General features: G+C 52.5%; 26 protein-coding genes and 3 tRNA genes. 19 read left to right on the forward strand and 10 right to left on the reverse strand.

All coding sequences use genetic code 11. The annotated features are described in order from the left end of the window. Positions 1–41 precede the first annotated feature (41 nt). The 3 genes from I2D94_RS06585 to I2D94_RS06595 all read left to right on the forward strand — a co-directional run bounded on the left by I2D94_RS06585 (position 42) and on the right by I2D94_RS06595 (position 1,879). Positions 42–788, forward strand: coding sequence for a hypothetical protein (locus I2D94_RS06585; RefSeq protein ID WP_072684765.1), 747 nt, complete (start codon positions 42–44; stop codon positions 786–788). Next, positions 767–1,615: a hypothetical protein gene (locus I2D94_RS06590; RefSeq protein WP_195396058.1), complete on the forward strand. Its 849-nt coding sequence runs from the start codon at positions 767–769 to the stop codon at positions 1,613–1,615. Before I2D94_RS06585 ends, I2D94_RS06590 begins: the two co-directional genes overlap by 22 nt. Positions 1,616–1,687: 72 nt before the next feature. Beyond that, a complete protein-coding gene (locus I2D94_RS06595; RefSeq protein WP_072684767.1) occupies positions 1,688–1,879 on the forward strand; it encodes a hypothetical protein in 192 nt (63 codons plus the stop codon). Positions 1,880–2,077: 198 nt separating this feature from the next. Here I2D94_RS06595 and I2D94_RS06600 read toward each other — a convergent pair whose 3' ends face one another. Then, the gene (locus tag I2D94_RS06600) at positions 2,078–2,272 is read right to left on the reverse strand and encodes a hypothetical protein (RefSeq protein WP_072684768.1); all 195 of its coding nucleotides are present in this window, start codon (positions 2,270–2,272) and stop codon (positions 2,078–2,080) included. Between the two features lie 98 nt (positions 2,273–2,370). Between I2D94_RS06600 and I2D94_RS06605 the strand changes: the two genes are divergently transcribed. Both I2D94_RS06605 and I2D94_RS06610 read left to right on the forward strand, forming a co-directional pair. Next, a complete protein-coding gene (locus tag I2D94_RS06605; RefSeq protein WP_072684769.1) occupies positions 2,371–3,357 on the forward strand; it encodes a hypothetical protein in 987 nt (328 codons plus the stop codon). Continuing rightward, positions 3,357–3,701: a type II toxin-antitoxin system PemK/MazF family toxin gene (locus tag I2D94_RS06610; RefSeq protein ID WP_195396059.1), complete on the forward strand. Its 345-nt coding sequence runs from the start codon at positions 3,357–3,359 to the stop codon at positions 3,699–3,701. The genes I2D94_RS06605 and I2D94_RS06610 overlap by 1 nt, the downstream gene beginning before the upstream one ends. A gap of 315 nt (positions 3,702–4,016) precedes the next feature. Here the strand turns inward: I2D94_RS06610 and I2D94_RS06615 are convergent. The 3 genes from I2D94_RS06615 to I2D94_RS06625 all read right to left on the reverse strand — a co-directional run bounded on the left by I2D94_RS06615 (position 4,017) and on the right by I2D94_RS06625 (position 4,294). Further along, positions 4,017–4,090: transfer RNA gene (locus I2D94_RS06615), tRNA-Gly, on the reverse strand. A 5-nt stretch (positions 4,091–4,095) separates the two neighbouring features. Next, positions 4,096–4,171: transfer RNA gene (locus tag I2D94_RS06620), tRNA-Asp, on the reverse strand. 32 nt (positions 4,172–4,203) lie between these two features. Next, a tRNA-Ser gene (locus I2D94_RS06625) sits at positions 4,204–4,294 on the reverse strand. A gap of 428 nt (positions 4,295–4,722) precedes the next feature. Between I2D94_RS06625 and I2D94_RS06630 the strand changes: the two genes are divergently transcribed. Together I2D94_RS06630 and I2D94_RS06635 are read left to right on the forward strand one after the other, a co-directional pair. Beyond that, a complete protein-coding gene (locus I2D94_RS06630; RefSeq protein ID WP_195396060.1) occupies positions 4,723–5,670 on the forward strand; it encodes an RNA-guided endonuclease TnpB family protein in 948 nt (315 codons plus the stop codon). Positions 5,671–5,814: 144 nt separating this feature from the next. After that, positions 5,815–6,330, forward strand: a complete 516-nt coding sequence (locus I2D94_RS06635) for a deoxyuridine 5'-triphosphate nucleotidohydrolase (protein WP_195396061.1) — start codon at positions 5,815–5,817, stop codon at positions 6,328–6,330. 219 nt (positions 6,331–6,549) lie between these two features. On the opposite strand, the gene I2D94_RS06640 is transcribed toward I2D94_RS06635, so the two are convergent. Next, on the reverse strand, positions 6,550–8,772 hold the full coding sequence (locus I2D94_RS06640; RefSeq protein WP_195396062.1) for a thiamine pyrophosphate-dependent enzyme: 2,223 nt from the start codon (positions 8,770–8,772) through the stop codon (positions 6,550–6,552). Then, positions 8,769–9,863, reverse strand: coding sequence for a 2-oxoacid:acceptor oxidoreductase family protein (locus I2D94_RS06645; protein ID WP_195396063.1), 1,095 nt, complete (start codon positions 9,861–9,863; stop codon positions 8,769–8,771). The genes I2D94_RS06640 and I2D94_RS06645 overlap by 4 nt, the downstream gene beginning before the upstream one ends. Before the next feature lie 211 nt (positions 9,864–10,074). On the opposite strand from I2D94_RS06645, the gene I2D94_RS06650 reads away from it, so the two are divergent. The 5 genes from I2D94_RS06650 (at position 10,075) to I2D94_RS06670 (ending at position 14,384) form a co-directional block, all read left to right on the forward strand. Then, the gene (locus tag I2D94_RS06650) at positions 10,075–11,391 is read left to right on the forward strand and encodes a M18 family aminopeptidase (protein WP_195396064.1); all 1,317 of its coding nucleotides are present in this window, start codon (positions 10,075–10,077) and stop codon (positions 11,389–11,391) included. Positions 11,392–11,448: 57 nt separating this feature from the next. Next, entirely contained in the window at positions 11,449–12,108 is a 660-nt protein-coding gene (locus I2D94_RS06655) for an HD domain-containing protein (RefSeq protein ID WP_006061366.1), read from the forward strand. Positions 12,109–12,122: 14 nt separating this feature from the next. After that, on the forward strand, positions 12,123–13,001 hold the full coding sequence (locus I2D94_RS06660) for a methionyl aminopeptidase (RefSeq protein ID WP_195396065.1): 879 nt from the start codon (positions 12,123–12,125) through the stop codon (positions 12,999–13,001). A 49-nt stretch (positions 13,002–13,050) separates the two neighbouring features. After that, complete coding sequence (locus tag I2D94_RS06665; RefSeq protein ID WP_072685056.1) at positions 13,051–13,560, forward strand: nitroreductase family protein; 510 nt, start codon at positions 13,051–13,053, stop codon at positions 13,558–13,560. A gap of 161 nt (positions 13,561–13,721) precedes the next feature. Beyond that, complete coding sequence (locus tag I2D94_RS06670) at positions 13,722–14,384, forward strand: manganese catalase family protein (RefSeq protein WP_072684776.1); 663 nt, start codon at positions 13,722–13,724, stop codon at positions 14,382–14,384. Positions 14,385–14,569: 185 nt separating this feature from the next. On the opposite strand, the gene I2D94_RS06675 is transcribed toward I2D94_RS06670, so the two are convergent. The 3 genes from I2D94_RS06675 to I2D94_RS06685 are packed head-to-tail and all read right to left on the reverse strand — an operon-like array spanning position 14,570 to position 16,251. Beyond that, positions 14,570–15,190 (reverse strand): Type 1 glutamine amidotransferase-like domain-containing protein, encoded by a 621-nt coding sequence (locus tag I2D94_RS06675; RefSeq protein ID WP_195396066.1) that lies wholly within the window; start codon positions 15,188–15,190, stop codon positions 14,570–14,572. Between the two features lie 43 nt (positions 15,191–15,233). Continuing rightward, entirely contained in the window at positions 15,234–15,545 is a 312-nt protein-coding gene (locus I2D94_RS06680; RefSeq protein WP_195396067.1) for an AzlD domain-containing protein, read from the reverse strand. Continuing rightward, positions 15,538–16,251: an AzlC family ABC transporter permease gene (locus I2D94_RS06685; RefSeq protein WP_195396068.1), complete on the reverse strand. Its 714-nt coding sequence runs from the start codon at positions 16,249–16,251 to the stop codon at positions 15,538–15,540. Before I2D94_RS06685 ends, I2D94_RS06680 begins: the two co-directional genes overlap by 8 nt. Before the next feature lie 212 nt (positions 16,252–16,463). Here I2D94_RS06685 and I2D94_RS06690 point away from each other — a divergent pair, with 212 nt between their 5' ends. The 7 genes from I2D94_RS06690 (at position 16,464) to I2D94_RS06720 (ending at position 22,164) form a co-directional block, all read left to right on the forward strand. Continuing rightward, complete coding sequence (locus I2D94_RS06690) at positions 16,464–18,095, forward strand: putative manganese-dependent inorganic diphosphatase (protein WP_072684778.1); 1,632 nt, start codon at positions 16,464–16,466, stop codon at positions 18,093–18,095. A 19-nt stretch (positions 18,096–18,114) separates the two neighbouring features. Beyond that, entirely contained in the window at positions 18,115–18,375 is a 261-nt protein-coding gene (locus I2D94_RS06695; RefSeq protein ID WP_195396069.1) for a hypothetical protein, read from the forward strand. Between the two features lie 373 nt (positions 18,376–18,748). Next, positions 18,749–18,949, forward strand: coding sequence for a helix-turn-helix transcriptional regulator (locus I2D94_RS06700; RefSeq protein ID WP_039865436.1), 201 nt, complete (start codon positions 18,749–18,751; stop codon positions 18,947–18,949). A 1-nt stretch (position 18,950) separates the two neighbouring features. Next, positions 18,951–19,430 (forward strand): hypothetical protein, encoded by a 480-nt coding sequence (locus tag I2D94_RS06705; protein ID WP_072684780.1) that lies wholly within the window; start codon positions 18,951–18,953, stop codon positions 19,428–19,430. Between the two features lie 11 nt (positions 19,431–19,441). Next, complete coding sequence (locus tag I2D94_RS06710) at positions 19,442–19,624, forward strand: hypothetical protein (RefSeq protein WP_195396070.1); 183 nt, start codon at positions 19,442–19,444, stop codon at positions 19,622–19,624. A 231-nt stretch (positions 19,625–19,855) separates the two neighbouring features. Then, positions 19,856–21,016 (forward strand): amidohydrolase family protein, encoded by a 1,161-nt coding sequence (locus tag I2D94_RS06715; protein WP_195396071.1) that lies wholly within the window; start codon positions 19,856–19,858, stop codon positions 21,014–21,016. Beyond that, positions 21,004–22,164 (forward strand): amidohydrolase family protein, encoded by a 1,161-nt coding sequence (locus I2D94_RS06720; RefSeq protein WP_195396072.1) that lies wholly within the window; start codon positions 21,004–21,006, stop codon positions 22,162–22,164. The genes I2D94_RS06715 and I2D94_RS06720 overlap by 13 nt, the downstream gene beginning before the upstream one ends. A 159-nt stretch (positions 22,165–22,323) precedes the next feature. On the opposite strand, the gene I2D94_RS06725 is transcribed toward I2D94_RS06720, so the two are convergent. Beyond that, the gene (locus I2D94_RS06725; protein ID WP_195396073.1) at positions 22,324–22,881 is read right to left on the reverse strand and encodes an HD domain-containing protein; all 558 of its coding nucleotides are present in this window, start codon (positions 22,879–22,881) and stop codon (positions 22,324–22,326) included. Positions 22,882–22,980: the final 99 nt, after the last annotated feature.

Consider the following 22,980-nt stretch of genomic DNA (forward strand, 5'->3'; position numbering starts at 1 on the left):
TCTCCCTCATAGTCTAGGTTGAAGACGAAAGGGGCTGGATTATGGAAATCTGTGTTATCAAATTCGGGGGGACATCGTTAAAAGAGGAAGCTGCCCGCAATCGTGCTGTCCGCCTGATCCGCCGCCTGATTCCGGAAATGAAAGTGATTGCCGTGGTCTCCGCCATGGGCCGATATCCTGATCCCTATGCGACGGATACGCTGATGTCCCTTGCCAAATATCTGACCCCTCAGCAGCGCGACCGGCTGGTTTCAGCCGGCGAGATGATCAGTACGCTGGTCATCAATTCCCTGTGCCGTCAGAATGGAGTCCTCAGCGATACCCTCAGCACGCAGGAGCTGGGGATCATCACCAACGATCATTATGGCGAGGCCGAGGTTCTAACGGTGACAACCGGAAAATTGCTTGAAAAACTCGATCATTGCGACTGTTTGATCGTCCCTGGTTATCAGGGAATCACGCTCGATCATGAGATTACGACGCTGGGCCGGGGCGGCAGCGATTATACGGCGATGCTGCTGGCTCAGGCGCTGGGGCTGGAAGACGTCTATATTCTGACGGATGTGAGCGGTATTTACGATCGTGATCCGAAAGTTTATCCTGATGCCCGTCATTGGGATGAGATTGATTATGATCAGATGCTGCGGATGATCGACGCCGGCGCGCGGGTGATGCAGCGGCAGAGTATTTTATTTGCGCGCGAACATCAGCTGCGGGTGTGGGTAGGCTCCTCGCTGCAGATTGGGAAAGGAACGTGGATTCAACCATGCGCAGACTCCGAACGTTAATCGTGACCGACAAACCGGCGCAGGTCCGCCGGCTGATCGGCGAATGTGCAATCCTGGGCTGTCCATGCAGCCTGAATTGGGCAAGCAGTCAGAAAGGACTATCGCCTTTAAGCTTGACAGGCGGACAAATTCGTCCCCAGCCGCTGACCCGAATGCTTCTGGAACGCGCAGAACTCATTGTGATTCTGCCGCCCAGCCGTGATGGCGAGGGAATAGGTCAGCTCAGCCGCCGTTTGAAAGCAGGAGTGATCAGCGGGCAATCCATCGACAGTTTGCCTTGCCAGCTGGGGTTGGAAACCGGCCCTGTCCGTCAGTTCCGATTCCCGGCGCCGGAAGCCTGGATGATCGCCACCGCGCTGCAGCCTTTGATGCAATGTCAGGCTGTCCGCCGCATCGGGGTACAGACCATGCGTCAGGAAGAAAATTTGAAAATCAATTCGGGGCTGACTGCGCAGACGCTGCAAAGTCAGCTGAAAACGCTGCTGCCAGGAATCGGCATCGACGTCCGAAATCCCCGCCTGCTGGAAGGAACTCCCTATGTCGAAGCACGCCTGGATCTCTTGCTCAGCCGTTCGCTGAAAGATGGTCAATTCCGCGCTCTTTTACAACATCCGGACCATTCGCTGCTGCTGCCGGTGGAAAAACCGCTGGATAACAGGCAGACTGCCAGCCAGGAAACACGGATTTTGATTGATCAGATCCAAAAGGGGCAGAATGAGAATCAGTGGCGTCTGCGGTTGATTTCCGATCCGCTGCAGGCGTGCCAGATCGCGGCAATCGCCCGTCAAATTGCTGCTGCGGCCCGGCTGACTTTGAAGAATTCCTGAAACTTGAATCCTTTTTCTTGGCAAGCGTCAGGAAACTCGCTATAATGAACACGCAGAACAGGAGGCCAGGAAATGAAGACGATCATTTTTGTCCGGGAGTTGAAAACCGAGGATCAGGCTGCCCGCATCCGTGCGGCGCTGGACGATACCCGGGTTGAATATAAGGTAGCGCTGCAGAGCGGCGCGGTGGTGATCGAAGGTTCCAACGATTTGGTATACGCCGCCAAGACTGCAATCCGCGAAGCGGGATTCACAGTTCAATAAGAAGTAGAGCGCAGAAAACGCTCTTTTCTTTTGGTTAGATCGCAGCTCTGTTTCTCCGCTTTTTTCACAGAAGTCCGCTCATCTGGCCGTAAAAAAATGAATCCTCACAAAGCGGAAGTTCAAGCTTTAGATTCTATCCGGCAACCGAGAACTCCGGGATTGTGCATGGATGGTTTTTATAATCAAGGATAGACAGACTTAATCGGAATCGGCGGAAAACCATAAGATATTGATCATTCCGCAGGCGGCGAAGATTACTTTCAAAATCACGGCGATGCCGGGGGCGTAAAGCGACAGACTGGCGATCAGATCCAGCTGAAAGATACCTTCAATCCCATAAAGCAAACAAGCGAGGATTGACAGGAAAAGACTGATATTAAGAATTCGCTTCATGAACAGTTCCTCCTATTACAGGATAGCGGACGTGCATGGATTTATGCATGAACCGACACAAAAGCGCATACCTTGTGTTGAAAAGGAAAGGTGGAATTATGAAGAAGAAAGTCGCAGTGATCGTTGGGGTCCTTTTGTTGGCCGTCGCCTTGTTTCTTGTGCTGAAGCCCAGCTCGTTTGAAAAGAAGGCAGACAAAACCATGCAGAAGCTGACCAGCTACAAGCTGGAAGGAAATATGGAAATTTCCAGCGGCGAAGAATTCAAGAACTACGCGATTACATCCTCATGGATGAAGGAGGGCGAAGACGAGTATTTCAAGGTCAGCATGATTGATAAGTCGCTGAATCAGGAACAGATCATTCTGAAGAATAAAGAAGGCGTCTTCGTTGTCACCCCTTCGCTCAACCAGGTGTTTAAGTTCCAAGGCGAATGGCCGATGAACTCGCCGAAGCCGTATTTATTGCAGACGATGATGGAAGTGCTGAAAAACGACCATCAGACAAAAAAAGAAAAGGATGGCATTCTGATCAGCGCGGACGCGAAATATCCAAGCGCTGCGCAGCTTGTCCGACAGGAGATCAAGTTTAACAAGGATACAAAACCGTTGTATCTGATTGCCTACGACGCAAATAACGCTCCGGCATTGACCATGGAATTTACAGCGGTCAGCTATAATGAAGGTTTTGAAGCGGGGTATTTTGAGACGCCGAAAAGTTCGATTGAGACACCGACGAGCGGCTATACTGGTCTGATTGAATTGCCGTTGTATCCGATGACCGTTTTTGATTCCAAATTAATCGCTTCCACAGTCTCTTCTGTCAATGGGCAGCCGCAGCATATTCTGGAATTCAGCGGCGAGCGGGATTTCACAGTTGTGCAGACGGAAAGAGCGCCGAGTCAGGAGCTGACGGTGACGGAAGTCAGCGGTGATCTGATCGAAGGGTTGGGACTTGTCGGTTATTATGATGGAAACCGGCTGACGATCACAAACAGTCAGGTCGAGTATTCCGTATATTCCAATGATCTGACGCCGCAGGAGATGATGCAGGTTGTAGAAAGCATGCAAGTATCGGTCATGAAATAATGATGGTGCGCCGAGGGGATGTGTATTATGCTGACCTGGCGGGGAGCGTCGGAAGTGAACAGGGGGGATTGCGGCCGGTCGTGGTCATCCAGAATGATAAAGGGAATCGGTTTTCGCCTACATTGATCGTGGCGCCGATTTCCAGCCGGCTGACAAAACCACCGATTCCCACGCATGTGATTCTGCCGGCGGATTCTTTGGAGAAGGCGTCGATCGTCCTGCTGGAACAGATCCGGACGATTGATAAACAGCGATTGGGGCAGTGGGTTTGCACCCTGGATCGAAAAACCTTGCAGGCAATCGACGAGGCCTTGTGCGTGAGCCTGGGGTTGGAGTGGGGATAACCGAGGTATTGTCTTGAAAGCTATGACTGATTTTGGGAGGTGTTCTAATTTCTATTTATTAAAAACTGACGGCGTAAAGGTGAATGATACCTTAGGCCGTCAGTTTTTTTCGTTGGAAAGGGAAAGCGGAGGTGATCACGGGTTCAAGTTCTGGATTCGGGAAAAATCGCAGGGGTGATTGAGTTAGGGACAAGCTTGCCTAAACAAAACGGCTGGAGATTCCCGGCGACTTCTGAAATGGAGATTGCGAAACGGAGTGCGGATGACATAAAAAAATGACCTTGATTCATTTAATCAAAGTCATTGTTATCGCAATGGAGCAGGTGAAGGGAATCGAACCCTCGTGTCAACCATGGCAAGGTTGCGTTCTACCATTGAACTACACCTGCGATAATGGCGGTCCGGACGGGACTTGAACCCGCGATCTCCTCCGTGACAGGGAGGCATGTTAACCACTACACCACCAGACCAATATCGTTGTTTCGGCGCGCGCACTGTAATGTGGCGAAGAAGGCGGGATTTGAACCCGCGCGCCGCTTTCGCGACCTATGCCCTTAGCAGGGGCACCTCTTCAGCCTCTTGAGTACTTCTTCACTTGGTAACTCACAGCGCTTTTATATACTACCATGAAGAAGTACATTTGACAAGTCTTTTTTTAAAATTTTTTTGAAAAAAATAAAAAAATTGAGATTGTCCAAATCGGACGCTTTTATTCTAAATAAGGATGACCTTAAATTATGCCGTATTCCACGGCTTAGAAAAAATTTTAAAAGTTTTTTGACTTTTTTAGGGGGCTTTTTCAAAAAACGCGCAATATTATAGGTATAGGGATCATATCCTATATCTTACCAGCCGCATTTTATTAAAAACGGATGAAAACACGTCGCGGATACTCACATTCATGGTGAAAGCCTACCAAAATGAAGTAAACAACTTACTTCAGCTCTACATCCAGAACAAACACCCGGTTTACGTCTCATACGGTGATTTCTGTACCTTCGTCCCGTTTTGGAGCCGGGCTATGGTCGTTCAGGATGCGAAGGACATTTTTAAACATGTTCAGAAGTTTAACAATCCGAAGCTGAAACTAAAAGCTCCGCAATGCTGCTGGCATCAACCAAACTTCCGAATTACGAACAACGAACTCGAAATTCAAGTCGGCGGCCGTTTTGGCATCGGCGACACGCTGAAACTGCCGATCATGGCCGAACCCTATCAGCAGCGTTATCTGAAAATGGAACTCGGAAAGCTGACCATCCATCCCTGCAAACAAGGATGGGCTGCCGAATTTAATGTGAAGGTTCCGGAAAAACCACGGAGTCTATCGACAAAACGGATGGGAATCAATCTGGGAATTAAAGTTCCGGCAGTCGCGTATACCGACGATGGCAAAATTCGTTTCTTCGGTAATGGCCATGAGGCCCGCTTCCGCCGCAATGCGTTTTATGCCAAGCTTACGGAGCTGCAGAAAAAAGAAGACTACCAGCGAATCAAAGAATTAAATCATGGACTTTATCGCTGGGAGATTACGCAATGTCATATTCTCAGCTCGCAGTTGATTCAGTTTGCGCTGGAACAGAATGTCGGCGTCCTTTGCGTGGAACAACTTCATGGAATTGGAAAACGCGAAGTCAAGCATTCCCGGGATAAGCGGGATTTAAATCAATGGTCCTACTATCGGCTGATTGACAACCTTCGTTACAAAGCCCGGCGCGAGGGTCTTCGCGTAGTTTTCGTTAACCCCCGCAATACATCGAAACGATGTCCGCGATATGGCAGACTCAACAACCCGGACAAACGTTTTTATCACTGTGTCTGCGGTTTTCGCTGTCATCGGGATCTTGCCGGCGCGATGAATATTGTTCATGCGCCTGATCCGACCCAGTGGCTGGATAGCCTGGCAAACTATACGTTCTATGCCAGGACGGGGCTTTGCGTGCCCTTATCTCAATCACGCTGTGAGGTTTGAACCCAAAAATAATCTTTGAGATAAGGGGATCTCAAAGTGCATAAGGATCGGTCAGTGCTGCTGTTGACAAAAGCCGATCCTTTTCTTTACAATGAAGGCGATCTTTGAAGCAAAATCGAATCCCAAAGGAAAGGAACAAATTCCATGCAGAAAATCGCGAAATTTCAGAAAGTAAGTGAAACACAATTCATTCAGGACTGGCTTGATACATTTCCTGCCTCAACAGCGGCAGAAGCAGCTCAGATTTATGATCAGATTCAACTGCCGAAGCGGGCGACTACCGGTTCGGCAGGCTATGACTTCTTTGCGCCGCAAAGCTTCAGTCTGAATCCCGGCGAGTCGCTTAAAATTCCAACCGGCATCCGCGTCCAAATCGCAGCCGGCTGGGTGCTGAAATGCTATCCGCGCAGTGGTCTGGGATTTAAGTACCGGCTGCAGTTCAACAATACCGTCGGCATTATCGACTCGGATTATTATGGTTCCGATAACGAAGGCCATATTTTCTGCAAGCTGATCAATGACTCCCGTGAAGGAAAGACGCTTTCCCTGGCTCAGGGAGAGGGCTTCATGCAGGGAATTTTTGTTGAATACGGCATTACGGTCGACGATGACGCGGATCAGCTGCGCAACGGCGGCTTTGGCAGCACGACTCAGAAATAAATTGGACAGCGAGGAATCAAGATCGTAAAGAAAAAACGCAGATTTTCTCTCCCCTTCATAACAGTGGGGCAGGGCAATTCTGCGTTTTTCTGATGTTTAAAAACTTTATTAAAAACGGGCACGCCGGGTTATCCTGCGATCTGATTTTTCTGAACGAATATCAAGCGTTCGTTCCGCGGATTAACATCCATTGTCCTTAGTTAAAATCAACGTTTGCTTCTACAACACTTCACTTTCCGCTCGCGCCTTCAGCCGGATCCATCGCTTGTCGATTTCCTTCTGGATGTGATCGACAACCTCGGCATACTCCGGTTTTCCCAAATGCCGCGTGCGGCCCATCATTTTCAGCCAGTCGATCGCCGGAATCTGTTTTCCCGTTTTCTCCGGATTGTAATTGATCGTCGTGACGCCTTCCTCAATTTCGTACAGCGGGAAATAACCGCAGTCCACCGCGGCCTGGATCACCTTGCGTTCCTGGCTCGGCACATCCGCCCAGTTTAGCGGACAGGCAGACAGTGCTTTTAAATACACAAAGCCTTTATTCTTCGCGTAATACTGTGCTTTAGCCGCCTTTTTCAAGAAATCCACCGGCTGCGATTCGGCAACGGTAGCCACATACTGCGCGCCTGCGGCCGCCATGATCTGCGGCGTATCCTTGTTGACGAATGTTTTTCCATACTGTGTCTTGCCGATATGCGAAGTAGAACTCCGTGCTCCCATCGGTGTCGAGTAGGAGAGCTGGTAGCCGGTGTTCATGTATCCGCCGTTGTCATATTCCATTAAAATAAACGCGTCGTTGCGCAGCGCAGCGCCGATGGCGGAACCCAGACCGATGTCCATGCCGCCGTCGCCGCTGATCATGATGAAGGTGATCTCTCCCTGAGGCAATTCTCCGCGCTTCTGACGTTGATGAAACATTTTAGCCAGTCCAGCGACCGTCGCCGCGCCGTTTTGGAATAAATTATGCAAATAAGGGACTTTAAAGGAAGTTTTCGGATAGGAGGTCGTGACGACCATGCCGCAGCCAGTCTGAAACAACAAAACGACCAGACCTTCGATGCCTCGCAGCAACAGGTTCACATTGACGGGAATGCCGCATCCCGGACACGCTCCATGACCGGGCGCCAGCCGTTTCGGCATCGCGGTCGTCGCCGCGATCTGTCCGCCCTGCACCTGCGGCCGGCCTTGTTCATTGAGCACACAGCGGGTGAATCCCAGCTCGGTGTCGCCGGCGGACAACGGTTTAAAATACTCGGGCTCCTGAACCGCCTGACCTTCGCTGATCTGCAGATAATCGAACTTCGGCAAATCCTGTCCAACGCATTCCTTGACCAACTTTACCGCTTCTTCATAGTAAAAATCCTTGCCGCCCAAACCGTAGATCCGCGTATAAACCTCGCAATCCAGCTTTGCCTCCTGCAGCGCCGCCCGGATTTCCAGCGACATATTGCCGCCCTGCGCCCCATAGCTGTCCTGCCGGTCCAGGGTGATTAACGTCTGAGCGTGCGCGATCTTCTCGATCAGCTTTGCTTTGGGAAATGGCCGGATCATCGTGAGGGTCGCCGCTCCCGCTTCGATGCCCTCTTTGCGCAGTTGATCGACGGCTTCTTTTAAGGTGTGGAACGTTGAGCCGAGCGCGAAAATCACGACGGCGGCGTCCTCGGCCCGATAGGTTTCGACCAGATGCTGCGGCCGTCCGCTCAGTTCCTCAAATTCCTCAAACAACGGTTCGATTTCATTCAGCGCCTGTTCCATCGCTTCGTGCAGCTGATATTTGTTATTGATCAGATCCGGCTCATTCATATAAGATCCGATTGTCACCGGATGTTCTGTGTCCAAGATATCGGTGCGTTTTCTGACTGGGCCGACGTAATCCTGAACGTCCTGATCGTCCGCGAAAATCATGCAGCGGCGTTTCTGATGACTGGTGAAGAAACCGTCGAAAGCGACCGCGACCGGCAGATTGACGGCTTCAGCCAGCTTCAGTCCGATCAGGTTGTAATCGTAGACCATTTGCACGCTGTTGGCGAACAGAATAATCCAGCCGCAGTTCAGCATCATCATGATATCGCTGTGGTCGCCCTTGATCGACAGCGGTCCGGACACCGTGCGGCAGGCGACGTTCATGACCATCGGAAACCGGGTGCCTGACTGAACTGGCAGCTGCTCCAGCGCATAAAGCAGACCGTTGGCGCTGGTGGCGTTGAACACACGCCCGCCGCCGGTGCTGGCGCCGTAACAAATGCCGGCGGCGCTGTGCTCGCCTTCAGCCGCGATCAGGGAAATATCATGCAGTCCCTGGGCTTTCATGAGATCGAGGTTTTCGGCGATCTGCGTCGACGGGGTGATCGGATAATAGCCCATCACATGATAGTTGATCTGTTTGGCGGCCATCGCGGCCAGCTCGTTGCCGCTTTCGTACAGACTGATCTGTTTTTTCATCGCGCGGTTCCTCCTTTTTCCAGTATTTCTTCATTCGGCGATTCACTGGTAACCCAGCTGTTGGCACCGGTCTGCGTCTGCCGCAGGTCTGGCGTTAACAGATCGCGCACCGGGGTAAAATAATCCGGCTGCGTATGTTCTTTTTCCTCACCGCGGGTCAGCGCGTGGGTCGGGCAGATGTCGACGCAGCGCAGGCAGCCTTTGCAGAACCGATAGTCCAGACCGCGGTTAAGCATCGTTTTCCGGCCTTTCAGCTCGCCGGGGAAGAACTGAAACACCATATCCGGGCAGGTAGAATCGCACAGACCGCAGTGAATGCACTTTTCCGGCTCAAACAGAGGCAGATAGCCTTCGCGGCTGGCGGACAGGTCGTTGCGTACGGAACTGCCGGGAATCGGGTTAACGCCGCCGATCGGCGCGGTTTTCCAGCCCCAGCCGCCGCTTTCGTTGTCAAAGGGAATCTCGGGATAGCGGTCGTCGTCGAAATGATAGGCCCGGACTTCATCGTAGCCGCGCTGCACGCCTTCCAAGTTGGCGCCTAAAAGATCCGGCGCTTTTGTGCCCAGCGTGGCGATCACGGCCTGCTTTACAGCGTCTAATGGAATAAAGCCGCTGACCTTCGCAATCGCGCCGAGCATGACCATGTTCACGCGGGATTTGGACTGCAAGGCCAGCGCGAGGGCGTCAACGCAGTAGATATCCCGGGCGGCCAGCTGCATCCGCTCACGGATGGCCTCGCCCTCGAGCGCGGTGTTGACGACAACCTGACAATGCCGCTGCACGCCGGCGTTCACCGGCAGCTTGCCGGCCATCGCTTCGTGGAACAATGCCAGGCAGTCGGGATGGCGGACCGGTGAATTGATGCGGATCTCCTGTGTCGGAGCGCTGTAACGGATAAAGGCCTTGACGGGCGAGCCGCGTTTCTCCGAGCCGTAGCTGGAAAAGCTGGCGGCGTTTAAGCCCAGCTGCACCGCGCCCAGCTCGCCCAGCAGCTTGCCGCACAGATTTGCGCCCAGGCCGCCGATGCTTTCCAGCCGCATTTCATAATACCCCAGCTCGTTGACCCGGGGCAGAGTGGTTTGGATGGTCATGTCGTTTCCTCCTTGAATTCGTTCTTCATGATTCTGCTAGTCATTCTGTCCGTTTTGCGTTGTTTTAACAGTCAAATCCGCCGGGAATTGATGTTTTTTATGTGTCGCTGACGGGGAAAATGAGTATAATTGAGATGACGCAGTTTTCTGCGGCTAAGTTTTTGGAATGAAAATTTCGGGAATTTCCGAAAAATCGAACGAGGTGAAGAAAATGGAATACACAGAAATTCAAGACATGCTTGATTTTATCGCGGCCAGTCCAACCAGCTTTCAGGCGGTGGAGCAGCTGAAAGCGCGGTTAGCAGAAGCCGGGTATGAAGAACAAGTGGAGAGCGCAGCCTGGACGCTGACGCCGGGCGGCCGTTATTTTACGATCCGCAATCATTCGAGTCTGTTGGCATGGCAGATGCCGGAAACGCTGGACCAGCTGAGCTTCAATATCGTCGCTTCCCACAGCGATGCTCCGACCTTTAAGCTGAAGCCGAATGCCGTTATTTGTGAAAACGGATATCTCAAGCTGAACACGGAGGGCTACGGCGGCATGCTTTGCAGCACCTGGATGGACCGTCCGCTGGGGTTGGCAGGCCGGGTAATCGTGCGCGAGGGTGAACAGATTATCAGCCGGTATCTGAACATAGAACGGCCGTTGCTGACGATTCCTTCCTTAGCGATCCACATGAACCGGGAAGCCAATACCAACGCCAGCTACAACGCTCAGAAGGATATGCTTCCGCTGATCGGCCTGGGCAGCGAGCCGTTTGACATGAAAGCGCTGCTGGCGGAAGAACTGGGGATCGCTCAGGCGGATGTGCTCAGCTTTGATCTGTACTTAACTTGTCTGCAGAAAGGCTATGTCTGGGGCCGGCATCACGAGTTTATTTCGAGTCCGCATCTCGATGATCTGCAATGCGCCTATACGACGCTGCAGGGATTTCTGCAGGGACACAGCCGCCGGTCGCTGAACGTGTACTGCTGCTTCGATAACGAGGAAGTTGGCAGCCGCACGCGTCAGGGCGCGGCCTCGGCCTTTTTGATCGACACGCTGCGGCGGATTTTGTCCGCGGTGCAGCTGAAAGAAGAGGAGCTGCAGCGGGCATTGGCCTCGTCGCTGATGATTTCCGCCGATAATGCTCACGCCGTTCATCCCAATGTGCCGGAGAAATCCGATCCGACCAACCGCGTCTATTTGAACCAGGGCATCGTGATCAAATACAACGCCAACCAGAGCTATACCTCCGATGCGATCAGCTCCGCGTTGTTTGTCGAGCTGTGCCGTCAGGCTGGCGTCAAAACGCAGTATTTCACCAACCGCTCAGATTTGAAGGGCGGCGGCACGCTCGGCAGCATCAGCACTTCACAGGTCAGCATTGCTTCAGTCGATATCGGATTACCGCAGCTGGCCATGCATTCGTGCAACGAAACGGCCGGGATCGAAGACAGCGCGGCGATGATCCGGGCGATCAGGCAGTTTTACAGCACGCACCGCTGTATGCCGGAGGAAGGCGTGCTGATTCAGCAGGCGGATTAAAACGCGGCTGCCGGTCCATAGTAAAAACAGCGGAAACCGCGGGAAGGAGCGAGGCCGATGATTACCGTTGAACAAGTCAGAAACAATCCCCAGGTCAGAACTTATATCCAGAAGGCGGACGAAGCGTTGGCGGCACTGGGGTACACAGAGCACAGCTTCGCGCATGTCGGCAAGGTTGCCAAGGAAGCCCGGGAAATTTTATTAACGCTCGGCTACAGTCCGCGGGAAGCAGAGCTGGCGGAAATCGCCGGATGGCTGCACGATATCGGCAATGTGATCAACCGGGTCGATCATGCGCAGAGCGGTGCGGTCATGGCCTTCCGCATTCTGGACAAGCTGGGCGCGGAGGCGGAGGAAATCTCGACGATCATCAGCGCGATCGGCAATCATGACGAAAGCACGGCTTATCCGGTCAACCCGATTGCGGCGGCGCTGATCCTGGCGGATAAAACCGACGTCCGGCGCTCGCGTGTGCGCAACCGCGACTTCGCGACGTTTGACATTCACGATCGGGTCAACTATGCGGTTCATCAATCGCGGACGGAAATTACTGCCGATCATCAGAAGATCATTCTGGACTTGAAAATTGATACGCAGATTTCCGCGGTCATGGATTATTTTGAAATTTTTATGCAGCGCATGCTGCTGTGCCGCAAAGCGGCGGAAAAACTCGGTCTGACGTTTTCATTGGTGATTAACGATCAGATCATCTTATAGAGAGAAGGCGAAATATGAAGCGAATTCATCTTAAACCCCAGGATCCATGCTGGTGCGGCAGCGGCCGTCCGTATGGCGAATGCCATCAGGCGTTTGATCAGAAAATTGCGTATTATAAAAAACGCGGCCACATCGTTCCCCCGCACAGCCTGATTCGCACTCCGGCAGAAATCGCCGGGATCCAAGCCAGTGCCGAGATCAATACCGCGGTGCTGGATGCCGTTGCGGCGGCGATTCATGAAGGAATGAGCACGGAGGAGATCGACAAGATCGTCTATGAGACGACGACCGCGCGCGGGGCAATCTGCGCTCCGCTGAACTACGAGGGCTATCCGAAAAGCGTCTGCACCTCCGTCAACAACGAGGTCTGCCATGGAATTCCCAGCCACCGGCGGAAGCTGAAGTCCGGCGATATCGTCAACGTCGACGTTTCGACGATTTACAACGGATTTTATTCCGATGCTTCAAGGATGTTTATGATCGGACAGGTCAGTGACGAAAACCGCCGGCTAGTTGAAGAAACGAAAGAATGCCTCAACCGCGGCATCGCGGCGGCTCAGGCCTGGCATTTTGTCGGCGATATCGGCGCGGCCGTGCAGAGCTATGCAGAAAGCTGCGGTTATTCCGTCGTGCGCGAGCTGGGCGGCCACGGCGTCGGTATCAAGTTCCACGACGATCCGTTTGTTTCCCACGTCGGCAAGAAAAACACCGGGATGCTTTTGGTGCCGGGGATGGTGATGACGGTCGAGCCGATGATCAACATGGGCGGCGCACGCGTGGAAATGGACCGCTACAATGGCTGGACGATTTACACGCAGGATGGTAAACCGTCGGCGCAATGGGAGCATACGATCCTCATCACCGAGGAAGGCCCGCAGATTCTGACGTATTAACGTGCTGTTCAAGCAGCACGACGATGAAAATCCGAAGGGAGATCTACGCATGGAAAATCAAGTTTTAGACGCGATCTTTAACCGCCGCAGTATCCGCCGGTACACAGATCAGCCCGTCAGCAGCGATCAACTGGATTTAATTCTCAAAGCGGGGCAGGCGGCGCCGAGCGCGATGAATCAACAGCCATGGTATTTTGTGGCGATCCAGCGCAAGGATATGATCGAACAGCTGGCTTCCTTATTGACGGAAAACGAAGATCCCTATTATAACGCGCCGTTATTAATCGTCGTGTTCGCCGATAAAAAGGCTTATTCGCCGGTAACCGACGCTGCGCTGGCGATCGCCAATATGATGCTGGCGGCACAGGCGCTGCAGTTGGGGACGTGCTGGATCGATTACAGCCGGCACGTGTTCAATCATCCGAAGTTTGCCGGATTATCCGCCTCGCTGGGCGTGCCGCAGGACTATCTCTGCGTCGGTTCGCTGGTCGTGGGCACCCCGGCAGAACAGCCGGAAGCGCATCCGGTCAAGTCGGAAACGATGACGGTTGTGGCCTGATTATTCATCCCCAGATATAAAATAAAGCCGCGATTTCACGGGTTGTTAACCTGGAACCGCGGTTTTTCTATAGTTTAATGAATTTTACGTTTGAGTTTCCTCATTTCTGTTCATCCTAATACCAGCGAACAAAGCTTGAAAATACCGAAGGAGGAAACGTCATGTTTAAACATCAGAAGAAACTGCTGCATCCGGTCAAGGTTAAGAAACCGAATCCCACCTATGCCGCTCTGCTGCAGGAACAGTTAGGCGGGCCGCAGGGTGAGATGAAGGCGGCAATGCAGTATTTCGCCCAGAGTCTGCGGATTCAGGATAAGGAAATCAAGGATTTATTTCTCGATATCGCGGCGGAGGAATTATGCCACATGGAAATTGTCGCCGAGATGATCAATCAGCTTAACGGCGATCAGCTCAATGCCAAGGAAGCGACCGTCGGCGGCATGGAAGCTCATGTGCTGACCGGCTTGACGCCGATTTTAGCTAATGCGTCTGGTTTTCTGTGGACAGCGGCATATGTGAATGAAACCGGCGATCTGGCGGCCGATTTATTGTCCGATATCGCGGCTGAGCAGCGGGCAAAGGTCGTCTATCAGTATTTATACCGGCAGATTGAGGACGAAGGCGTGCGCGAGGTCATTGACTTTTTATTGAATCGTGAGGAAGCACACAACACGATGTTCCGGCAGGCGTTTAACCGGATTGTTGACAGCGGTTCTCAGAAAGACTGGGGCGTGACTTCCGATTCCCGGATTTATTTCGATTTGTCGGGCGATGGCCAGCATTTCGATCCCGCCCGTAAAAACCCGCCGGAATTCAAGGAATAAAGGGCGTCGAGAAGAACCGGAGGGCTGCGAGTATGGCGTGAAATGCCGGCTTTCTGTTCAGGATTAATGTAAAATATCAAAATGAAACCGCGCTTCAATTTTCGATCCCAGCGCGGTTTTTTGAATGTATATAAATTAGTGACAGCTTTGCAAGGTTAATCCGTAAAGGCTAATCCAACTAATATTCAGAAGATCTTGACAAAGTTGTCATTTTGCGAATCGATCATAATCCCCTCACCATCATTTAATCGCAGAACAGTACAATGAAAAGTTTGCTCATAATGCTGACAGCGGTTCTCTAATTGCTCATAACGACTTAGAAACCGCTGATAATGGGGAAGAATTTGTACGTTTGTTAAATGGATTCCAGTCAGATCCGTTAAGTCCGGCAAATTCATTTCAGGTGCAAATTGATCGATCAGGGCGATCGTGGGTCCCAAGACCATCGCCCCCGCGCTCCAGCCGATCAGAAGCTTGTCCCGGGCTAAGGTTTGCAGCACCGGCCGGGCCTGGCTTTTCCGCAAGGCTTCCAGCAAGGTGTAAGGATTGCCGCCGATTAATTCTACACAATCATATGAAAATAATGTCTGAGCGGGTTGTTTATCCAGATCAAAAAGATCGACGCCGAACCCCAGACTTTCTAACTCCTGAACACAGCGTGGGACATGATAATTTTTTTCTTTGTAGATTGGATCGCCGGTAACAATTAAGGCTGCTCGGGGTTCGCCAGAATGAAAATGAATTTCCTGCCGGACACAATCCAGGAGATTTTCGCAAGTCAGTCCGTTAGAACATAGCAGTAACATGAAATCACCCTCTTTATTAAATTTATTGAATCAGCGTGGCGGATTATAGTACGATCAGTTCCACCACATATACCGCGGCACAAGCCGCCAGCGCAACGGTCAGCAGCCCCTTGCCGCGCCACCCCAGCGTTAATGCTGTCACCAGCCCAACCACAGCGCTGGGCCAGCAGCGGGTGCTCGTTAAGATCGCCGGGAAGGTCATCGCCGCCAGCACGGCATAGGGAACATAGAACAAAAAGCTTTGGATAAACGGATTTTCAATCTTCTTCTGAAAGATGAGAATCGGCGCTGCGCGCAGAAGATAGGTGACCCCGGCCATGACCAGCGTATAAATCAAGATCGACGGATTATTCATGATCGTGCACCTCCTGAACCGGGAACAGCCAGGCGCCCAAGGCTGCCGCGGCCAGCGTAGAGAGAATGATTGAAAAACCTTCGGAAATCCAGCTGAACAGCGGACAGACATGAAGCGTCACGCTCATTGCCACGGCGATTCCCACGACGATTGCGACCGACTTTAACTGCCGGGCAACCGGGGCGACGATGGCGATGAACATCCCGTAAATCGCAACGGCGAAGGCCGCGCGCACCGCTTCCGGAAGCAGGGCGCTGAACGCACAGCCTAAAAACGTGCCGCCGACCCAGCCTGCCATCGGCGTCAGGATCAGCCCCAGCATATAGTGAAATCGGACGACTGGGTGACTGACGGCAACCGCGAAGATTTCATCGGTATTGCCGAACGCCAATACGGCTTTTTGCAGACGGGACATCGCCGGATCCAGCTTCTGCGCCAGCGAGAGAGACATCAGGGCATAGCGTAAATTGATCACCAGCGTGGTCAGCGCCATTTCGAATAACGATGCCTGCGTCTGGATCAAAGTCAGGCCGGCAAACTGGCCGGCGGAGGTGAGATTGGTCGCCGAGATCATCACCGCTTCGCCTGCGGACAAACCCGCCGCCGCAGCCGCCATGCCGAAGGTAAACGACACTGAAAGATAACCCAGCGCGATCGGCAGCCCATCTTTTGCACCCTGTTTCCACCCCAAATTGTTCTGCATCATCGTGTTCCACATCCCCCAACTCTGTTTTGATTTATCTTTCATTCTAGGTTTTTCACACTTTTTCGTCAACGGTCAGGATCAAAAAAATGCGCTTTCCGCTTAAAAAATTGAGCATCGGCGGTTGGCGAAGGGCGGCTTTATGCTATAATAACGCTATAAGGAAGACCGCCGCTCAATCGAGACGGCGCAGGAAAAAATGATAGGGTGAATTTATGCAGCAATATGTTTATATCGTCGGTCATAAGAATCCGGATACCGATTCGATTTGTTCTGCCCTGGCGTACGCTGAACTCAAGCAGCGGCTGGGCGTTCATGCGATTCCGTGTCGCTTGGGACCGCTCAACGAAGAAACCAAATATGTACTGAAACGTTTCGGATTGGAAAATCCGCTGTTATTAAAAGACGCGCGGTCTCAGCTGCGCGATATCGACATCGACGAACCAACCTTGATCACGACCAAGACCTCGCTGAAGGAAGCTTGGGACGTTTTGTTCAAGGCCCGCAACAAATCGCTGTTCGTACTGGATGAGCAGCAGAAGCTGACCGGGATTGTGTCCACGTCCAACCTGGCGTCGCCGCGGATGATGAGCGACGAGCTGATGCATAAGCTGATGAAAACCGCTTCGCTGTCCGCGCTGGCCAAAACGATCAACGGCGAGATCGACTACGAACCGAAGAATTTCAAGACCAACGGCAAGGTGTTCATCGTCACGCTCAACGACGGCACAAAGTTTGAGGAGAACTTCCGCCATTCGATCACGATTCTCTCCGATGGCAACCGCAAGCAGCGGCAGCTGCTGGAAATGGGCACGCGGTGCATGATCATCACATGCAATCAGGAGATCAGCCCGGACAATCTTGAACTGGCGCGCAAACAGGACTGCGCGGTGATCCGCACGCCATGGGATACGATGAAGGTCGCCAAGGTCATCAACGAAGCCTTCCCGGTGGAAAGCCTGATGAGCCGCAATCCGATCACATTCCAGGACGACGAATATGTTGACGACGTCGCGAAGAAAATGGCGAACACCCGCTACCGCAGCTATCCGGTGCTGGATATCGAAGGCAAAGCGGTCGGCGCGGTTTCCCGCTATCACCTGCTGAACTATCGCCGCAAGAAGTTTATTCTGGTCGATCACTCGGCTAAAAATCAGGCGATCAACAACATTGACGACGCGGAGATCGAGGAAATTATTGATCACCATCACATTGGCAATATTGAAACCTCCTATCCGATTTTCTACCGCAACCAGCGCTGCGGCTGTACCTGCACGATCATCGCGCAGCTGTATAAGGAAAACGGCATCATCCCGTCGGCGCAGATGGCCGGAATTATGATGAGCGCGATCATCTCCGATACGCTGCATTTTAAATCCGCAACCACAACCCGGCTGGATAAGGATGTCGCTTACGGGCTGGCGGAGATTGCCGGGGTGGATCTCGATCACTACGCTGATGAAATGCTGAGCGCCTCGGTGGCCTTGAAGGAATCGACGCCGACGCAGATCCTTAACCGCGACTTGAAGACCTACGATATGGGGAAATACAAGATTGCGATCGGTCAGACCAACTATAAGAATATTGAAGATATCCAGGCAATTCTGCCGGCTTTCCGTCAGCAGCTGGAAAAGGAACAGACTGCCAAGCAGTTTGATTTAATGGTTATGATGTTTTCGCATATCATGGCGGAAGGCACGATGTTTGTTTACAGCGGTCCGCTTTCCTATGTGATGAACGAAATCATTGATACGAAATTCGACGACAATTCCGGTTATGATCATGAGATCATTTCCCGGAAGCAACAGCTGATGCCGAAGCTTTCCGTCATTCTGAAACAGATGTAAAGCCGGCGGGAGGAACTCCATGAAAAAAATAACGGTCATGCGTTGGCTCGGCTCTGCCGCCACGGTGTTGTTTCTCATGATGTTGATTGTCAACGATTGCAACATCGGTTTTGACGTCGCATTGTACGATGATTACGGAATTCATGACCGGTCGAATCCATTCACGCTGGCACAGCTGATCCTGCCGTTGGCCGGCTTGATTCTCAGCGGCGTTTTAACCTGGCAGCTGAATCATTGGGAAATGGCGGCGAAGAATGAAACGCATTCATCAAACGGATAATTCATGGAGGGTAAATCCGGGCGTACTTACAGTGAGAGGCTGTCTGGATAACGGGGGAAAACCTTGAAAACGGCACGCAGAATCAAAGAAGATTGGATGAAATCAACACCGAAGGGCAGCAATGCCCTTTTTTAGTACTTGCGCTGGGCTGAAAAGAGAAGATTGTCGGAGAGAATCCTGTGCCCCTGCGGTTCGGCTGGGCTTTGCTTTGGACAACAGATAAAGAGGAAATCAAGAAATCTGAATGACTTCGCTTCACTTTCGTTTCTCTCATTCAAGAACTATCAGAAAAGTGTAAAGTTCGCTTGACAGAATATGTAAAGTTGACTATACTAAAAATGTAAAGCTAGCTATACTATGGAGTGTGATCAAGTTGAAGAATCGAGTTCAGGAGCTGCGCAAACAGCGTCGCTTATCGCAAAGTGAACTGGCCGACGCGGTTGAGGTTACCCGCCAGACGATCATTTCGCTGGAAAACGGAAAGTATAACGCCTCGCTGATGTTGGCGCACAAAATCGCCCGGTATTTTGACCTGACGATCGAAGAAGTCTTTTTATTTGAGGAGGATGAATGAAATGTTGGTTAAAGTTTTAAGTCATGCGCTGGCCAGCGGCGTGGATTATGAAAAAACGTTAAAAGCCCGCCGGAATCTTTCCGTTTTGGGGATCGTTTTGGGATTGGTTGTTTTGGTGATCGTGAACTTGTGGAAGCCGGAAGCGGATCTTGCCTTCGCGGATTTTCTCAAGGGTGTTTATACAGGAACCGGTATCGGCTTAATGTTATTCTCCGCCCTGTTCTGGGTGAAGGTAAGAAAATTGCTGAAGGATCCGGAATTACAGAAGAAGACCCGGATTCAAGAGCAGGATGAACGCCAGACGTTGATCGCGATGAAGACAAGTTCCTCGGCGTTATTGATTCTGATCGGCCTGGAATATTTCGCCCTGTTATTAAGCGGAATGTTCAATGCCACGGTATTCTTCACATTGTTGGCGGTGTTGATCGCCGTCCTTGTCGTGATGATCGGCTGTAAGCTCTATTACAGCCGCCGGATTTAGAGGTGATCCACATGGGCAAATGTGAAAAGCGGGCCTGGCCGCTGACATTGGGGTTATTGGTGAACGCCGTCGCACTGGTGATCCACGGCCTGATCGAGAATCTGCCGGAGGGATTGTTCATCCTGATGGAGCTGGCCGCGATTGTGCTGATGTTGTGGGGAATTGTGGAAACTCGCCGGCGGGCCGGTCTGTGATCGGTTGAAAAGTCTGCGGATCGCAGTGAACCGCGGCTGTCATTGGATTAATTTGAATGCGGATTCATGAAGCCAGATTTGTCGGAAGCGATCTGGCTTTTTCCTTTTTCAGCGGATCTACATCGCGGGGAACCTCATTTTTGACGACTTTGCGTATTCTGAACCGGAAACCTCTGGAAGCCGGCGCAGGAAACCAGTATAATGGACATCAGGGAAAGGATGATGAATTCGATGATTTTATTAAAAAACGGCTGTGTTCATAACGGCCGGGGACAGGTAAGCACCACGGATCTGTTGATTGACGGCGGAAAGATCGTCAAAATCGGCGAACATCTGGAAGCCTCCGGCGCAGACGTGATTGACGCTGCCGGGATGCATGTGTTTCCAGGCTTTATTGATCCGCTGAGCGATTGGGGAATTCTTGGCCCGGGCCGGGAAATCCGCGGCAACGCCAACGACAACGATGAACGCTCCGACGTGTTTACGCCGCAGCTGGACGTCAAATATGCCTTTAACGGCCGGGGAATTACCCGGCAGCAGATCTACGCCTTCGGCATCACCGCGGTCGGCGTCGCGCCGTCCAACAACAATGTGTTCGGCGGGCAGATGGCGGCTTTTGAGGTGCACGGCGTCAATCCGATGAAAATGTTGATCCGGGAAAAGGTCGGCATGAAAGCTTCGGTCACAGAGGCGGTGAAGGAAGCTTACGGCTCCCGCAATCTCGCGCCGATGACTAAAATGGGGATTTTTGCGATGCTGAAAGAAAAACTGGCGGCCGCGAAGGATTACCATCCGGAAGAAGAGAAGGTTGAACGCGATGAAAAGCTGGCGGCTTTGAAACAGGTCGTCGATAAGCAGATGCCGCTGTTTGTCAGCTGCAACACGCCGGCGGAAATCCGTTCAGTGCTGCGGGCAGTCGCGGATTATGACCTCGATCTTGTGTTCTGCGGCGGCTTCGGCGTCGACGGTTCACTGCAGGAGCTGGCGGAAAAGCGCTGCGGTTTGATCGTTGCCAATCCCGCTAACGGTTTCAACAAATATACGCGCAATACCGATTACGCAGGAATTGCCCAGCTGGCAAAGCAGGGCGCGACGGTGGCGTTCAGCGCGGCGGATAATGGTTTTGGCGGCCGCGAGGATCTGTTGTGGTCGGCATTGGAAATGCAGAAAGCGATTCATGACAGCGAAACCGTGTTGACGATGCTGACCTACAACGCGGCGAAGCTTTTGGGGATCGAACAGCTGACCGGTTCGTTGGAAGAAGGCAAGCGCGCCGATCTCGTCTTGTGGAGCGCCAATCCGATCACCAGCTACAAAGGCGCCGTGGAAATGACGATCGCCAACGGTGAAATTCTGTATCGGAAAGGAGATGCGATGAAATGCTTCTTATAAAAAATGGCAAAGTCCTGACGATGGGGCCGCAGGGCGTTCTGGAACAGGCCGACGTGCTGATCGGCGACGATGGCAAAATCATCGAGGTGGCTGCGAATCTGGAAGCCCCCGGGGCAGAAATTCTGGATGCGAGCGGTAAAATCGTCATGCCGGGGTTGGTCGACGCGCATTCGCATATCGGCGGCTTCGATACGGATACCGGAGCGCAGGACCTCAATGAACTGACCAAACCGCAGACGCCGGAAATTCAGGCGTATGACGGCATCAATCCGCTTGACCGTTCCTTTATGGAATCCGCAAAGGCCGGAATTACGACCAGCGCGATTACGCCGGGCAGCGGCAACGTGATCTGCGGCTTGGCGTGCGCCGTCAAATCAGCGGGGACGTCGCTGGCCAGCCAGACGCTGCGCAATCCGATCGCGCTGAAAGCGGCGATGGGCGTGAACCCGAAGGGCGTTTACGGACCGCGCACAGCGCTGCCGATGTCGCGTTTAGGCGTGGCGGATCTGTTTCGCGATTACTTCCTCAAAGTAAAGGACTATCAGGCGAAAAAAGTTCAGGGTGTAAGCGATCCGGAGAAAATGCCGAAGTTCGATCAGGGGATGGAAAACGGACTGCTGGTTCTGGAAAAGAAAATTCCGCTCAAGGTGCATTGTTATCAGCACGACATGATGTCGTTATTGCAGCTGGCGGATGAATTTGATTTTGACGTGACGCTCGATCATGCGTTAGGATCCAGCGATTTCTATGATGAGATCGCTTCGAGCAAGCATGTCCGCGGCGTGATTTACGGTCCGCTGGGTGCACCGCTGTTTGGCGGCGAGGGCTGCAAGGTCGATATCGACTGTCTGGCCGAGCTGGACCGGCGGGGCGTCTGCTGCGCAATCATGACGGACGGCCCGTGCTTTGTTCCGTATATGATCATCACCCAGGCTGGCGAAGCGGTGCGTACCGGTCTGGATGAGCTGCGTGCGCTGGCGATGATTACGATCAACGCTGCCAAGATCATCGGCTGCGACGACCGGGTCGGTTCGCTGGAAGCGGGCAAAGACGGCGACGTGCTGATTTTTGACGGCATGCCGGCGGTCGATACCGATGCGCGCAACCTCTGCACGATCATTGACGGCAAGATCGTTTATCAGGCGTAACGAATAAACAAACGAGGCTTGCCCGCTGCGGTAAGCCTTTGCTTGCTTTCGTGATTCAGACAAAAAGAGAGCGAGGCGGCAGGCGCGGCAATGCCGCAAAAAAAACACGCCGGCAAAGGCGCGTTTCAAGGAAAGGCTATCGCAACGATCCGGACAGGCTTAATACCGGGCGGCAATCGCCGAGACCATCAGTGCTTTCAGTTTGACCGGACTGAGACGGCGGGCTGACTGCGTGCCCATTTCCATGGCGGCGCACAGCTTATCCACCCCCTGGACGACCCAGCCTTCCTTTGTCTGCGGACGCTGGCGGGACATCGGCCACATGTGATTGAGAATACAGTCTTCCATGATCGGATCCACCGCGGTGTATTGCCGGGCCATCGCCAGCGCGACCTGCGGATGCACGACGCTGTGGCGGCCTTCGATCGGCTGCTCGTTATTCTTCCAGTCATACAAATAAAAGTCGTGCAGCAGCGCGCCGCGGGTGGCGCTGCGGACGTTCAGGTTCAGCCGGCGGCTGATTAAAAATGTATAATAAGCGACGTTGACGCAGTGCTGCAGGCGCGTGGTCTTGCAATGCTGGACATAATCGCGCAGCTCCTGAACATCGTCGATATGCAGTATATCCTGTACCAATTCCATGAATTCGCTGACCAGCGCTTCTTCGGAATCAGTAAAATTCAACCGGGATCCAATGGGTTTTTCCAATGAAATCACTCCTTTTGAAAAACTACAAGTTCCATCATAGCAACATTCACACAGAAAAACAAGTTATCCATCGTGAATAATTCTTGAAAAACAAGGAAAGGAAGGGAG

The sequence above is a fragment of the Holdemania sp. 1001302B_160321_E10 genome (assembly GCF_015552275.1).
Lineage (GTDB): Bacteria > Bacillota_I > Bacilli_A > Erysipelotrichales > Erysipelotrichaceae > Holdemania.

What these genes read in the sequence shown, in the direction of transcription:
- I2D94_RS06665 (WP_072685056.1), top strand. Translation starts at nt 13,051, where the DNA reads ATGGAAAATCAAGTTTTAGACGCGATCTTTAACCGCCGCAGTATCCGC.
- I2D94_RS06685 (WP_195396068.1), bottom strand. Translation starts at nt 16,251, where the DNA reads ATGATGCAGAACAATTTGGGGTGGAAACAGGGTGCAAAAGATGGGCTG.
- I2D94_RS06610 (WP_195396059.1), top strand. Translation starts at nt 3,357, where the DNA reads ATGATGGTGCGCCGAGGGGATGTGTATTATGCTGACCTGGCGGGGAGC.
- I2D94_RS06720 (WP_195396072.1), top strand. Translation starts at nt 21,004, where the DNA reads ATGCTTCTTATAAAAAATGGCAAAGTCCTGACGATGGGGCCGCAGGGC.
- I2D94_RS06630 (WP_195396060.1), top strand. Translation starts at nt 4,723, where the DNA reads ATGGTCGTTCAGGATGCGAAGGACATTTTTAAACATGTTCAGAAGTTT.
- I2D94_RS06660 (WP_195396065.1), top strand. Translation starts at nt 12,123, where the DNA reads ATGAAGCGAATTCATCTTAAACCCCAGGATCCATGCTGGTGCGGCAGC.
- I2D94_RS06600 (WP_072684768.1), bottom strand. Translation starts at nt 2,272, where the DNA reads ATGAAGCGAATTCTTAATATCAGTCTTTTCCTGTCAATCCTCGCTTGT.
- I2D94_RS06635 (WP_195396061.1), top strand. Translation starts at nt 5,815, where the DNA reads ATGCAGAAAATCGCGAAATTTCAGAAAGTAAGTGAAACACAATTCATT.
- I2D94_RS06590 (WP_195396058.1), top strand. Translation starts at nt 767, where the DNA reads ATGCGCAGACTCCGAACGTTAATCGTGACCGACAAACCGGCGCAGGTC.
- I2D94_RS06675 (WP_195396066.1), bottom strand. Translation starts at nt 15,190, where the DNA reads ATGTTACTGCTATGTTCTAACGGACTGACTTGCGAAAATCTCCTGGAT.
- I2D94_RS06680 (WP_195396067.1), bottom strand. Translation starts at nt 15,545, where the DNA reads ATGAATAATCCGTCGATCTTGATTTATACGCTGGTCATGGCCGGGGTC.
- I2D94_RS06595 (WP_072684767.1), top strand. Translation starts at nt 1,688, where the DNA reads ATGAAGACGATCATTTTTGTCCGGGAGTTGAAAACCGAGGATCAGGCT.
- I2D94_RS06705 (WP_072684780.1), top strand. Translation starts at nt 18,951, where the DNA reads ATGTTGGTTAAAGTTTTAAGTCATGCGCTGGCCAGCGGCGTGGATTAT.
- I2D94_RS06605 (WP_072684769.1), top strand. Translation starts at nt 2,371, where the DNA reads ATGAAGAAGAAAGTCGCAGTGATCGTTGGGGTCCTTTTGTTGGCCGTC.
- I2D94_RS06585 (WP_072684765.1), top strand. Translation starts at nt 42, where the DNA reads ATGGAAATCTGTGTTATCAAATTCGGGGGGACATCGTTAAAAGAGGAA.
- I2D94_RS06645 (WP_195396063.1), bottom strand. Translation starts at nt 9,863, where the DNA reads ATGACCATCCAAACCACTCTGCCCCGGGTCAACGAGCTGGGGTATTAT.
- I2D94_RS06670 (WP_072684776.1), top strand. Translation starts at nt 13,722, where the DNA reads ATGTTTAAACATCAGAAGAAACTGCTGCATCCGGTCAAGGTTAAGAAA.
- I2D94_RS06710 (WP_195396070.1), top strand. Translation starts at nt 19,442, where the DNA reads ATGGGCAAATGTGAAAAGCGGGCCTGGCCGCTGACATTGGGGTTATTG.
- I2D94_RS06695 (WP_195396069.1), top strand. Translation starts at nt 18,115, where the DNA reads ATGAAAAAAATAACGGTCATGCGTTGGCTCGGCTCTGCCGCCACGGTG.
- I2D94_RS06655 (WP_006061366.1), top strand. Translation starts at nt 11,449, where the DNA reads ATGATTACCGTTGAACAAGTCAGAAACAATCCCCAGGTCAGAACTTAT.
- I2D94_RS06690 (WP_072684778.1), top strand. Translation starts at nt 16,464, where the DNA reads ATGCAGCAATATGTTTATATCGTCGGTCATAAGAATCCGGATACCGAT.
- I2D94_RS06650 (WP_195396064.1), top strand. Translation starts at nt 10,075, where the DNA reads ATGGAATACACAGAAATTCAAGACATGCTTGATTTTATCGCGGCCAGT.
- I2D94_RS06640 (WP_195396062.1), bottom strand. Translation starts at nt 8,772, where the DNA reads ATGAAAAAACAGATCAGTCTGTACGAAAGCGGCAACGAGCTGGCCGCG.
- I2D94_RS06715 (WP_195396071.1), top strand. Translation starts at nt 19,856, where the DNA reads ATGATTTTATTAAAAAACGGCTGTGTTCATAACGGCCGGGGACAGGTA.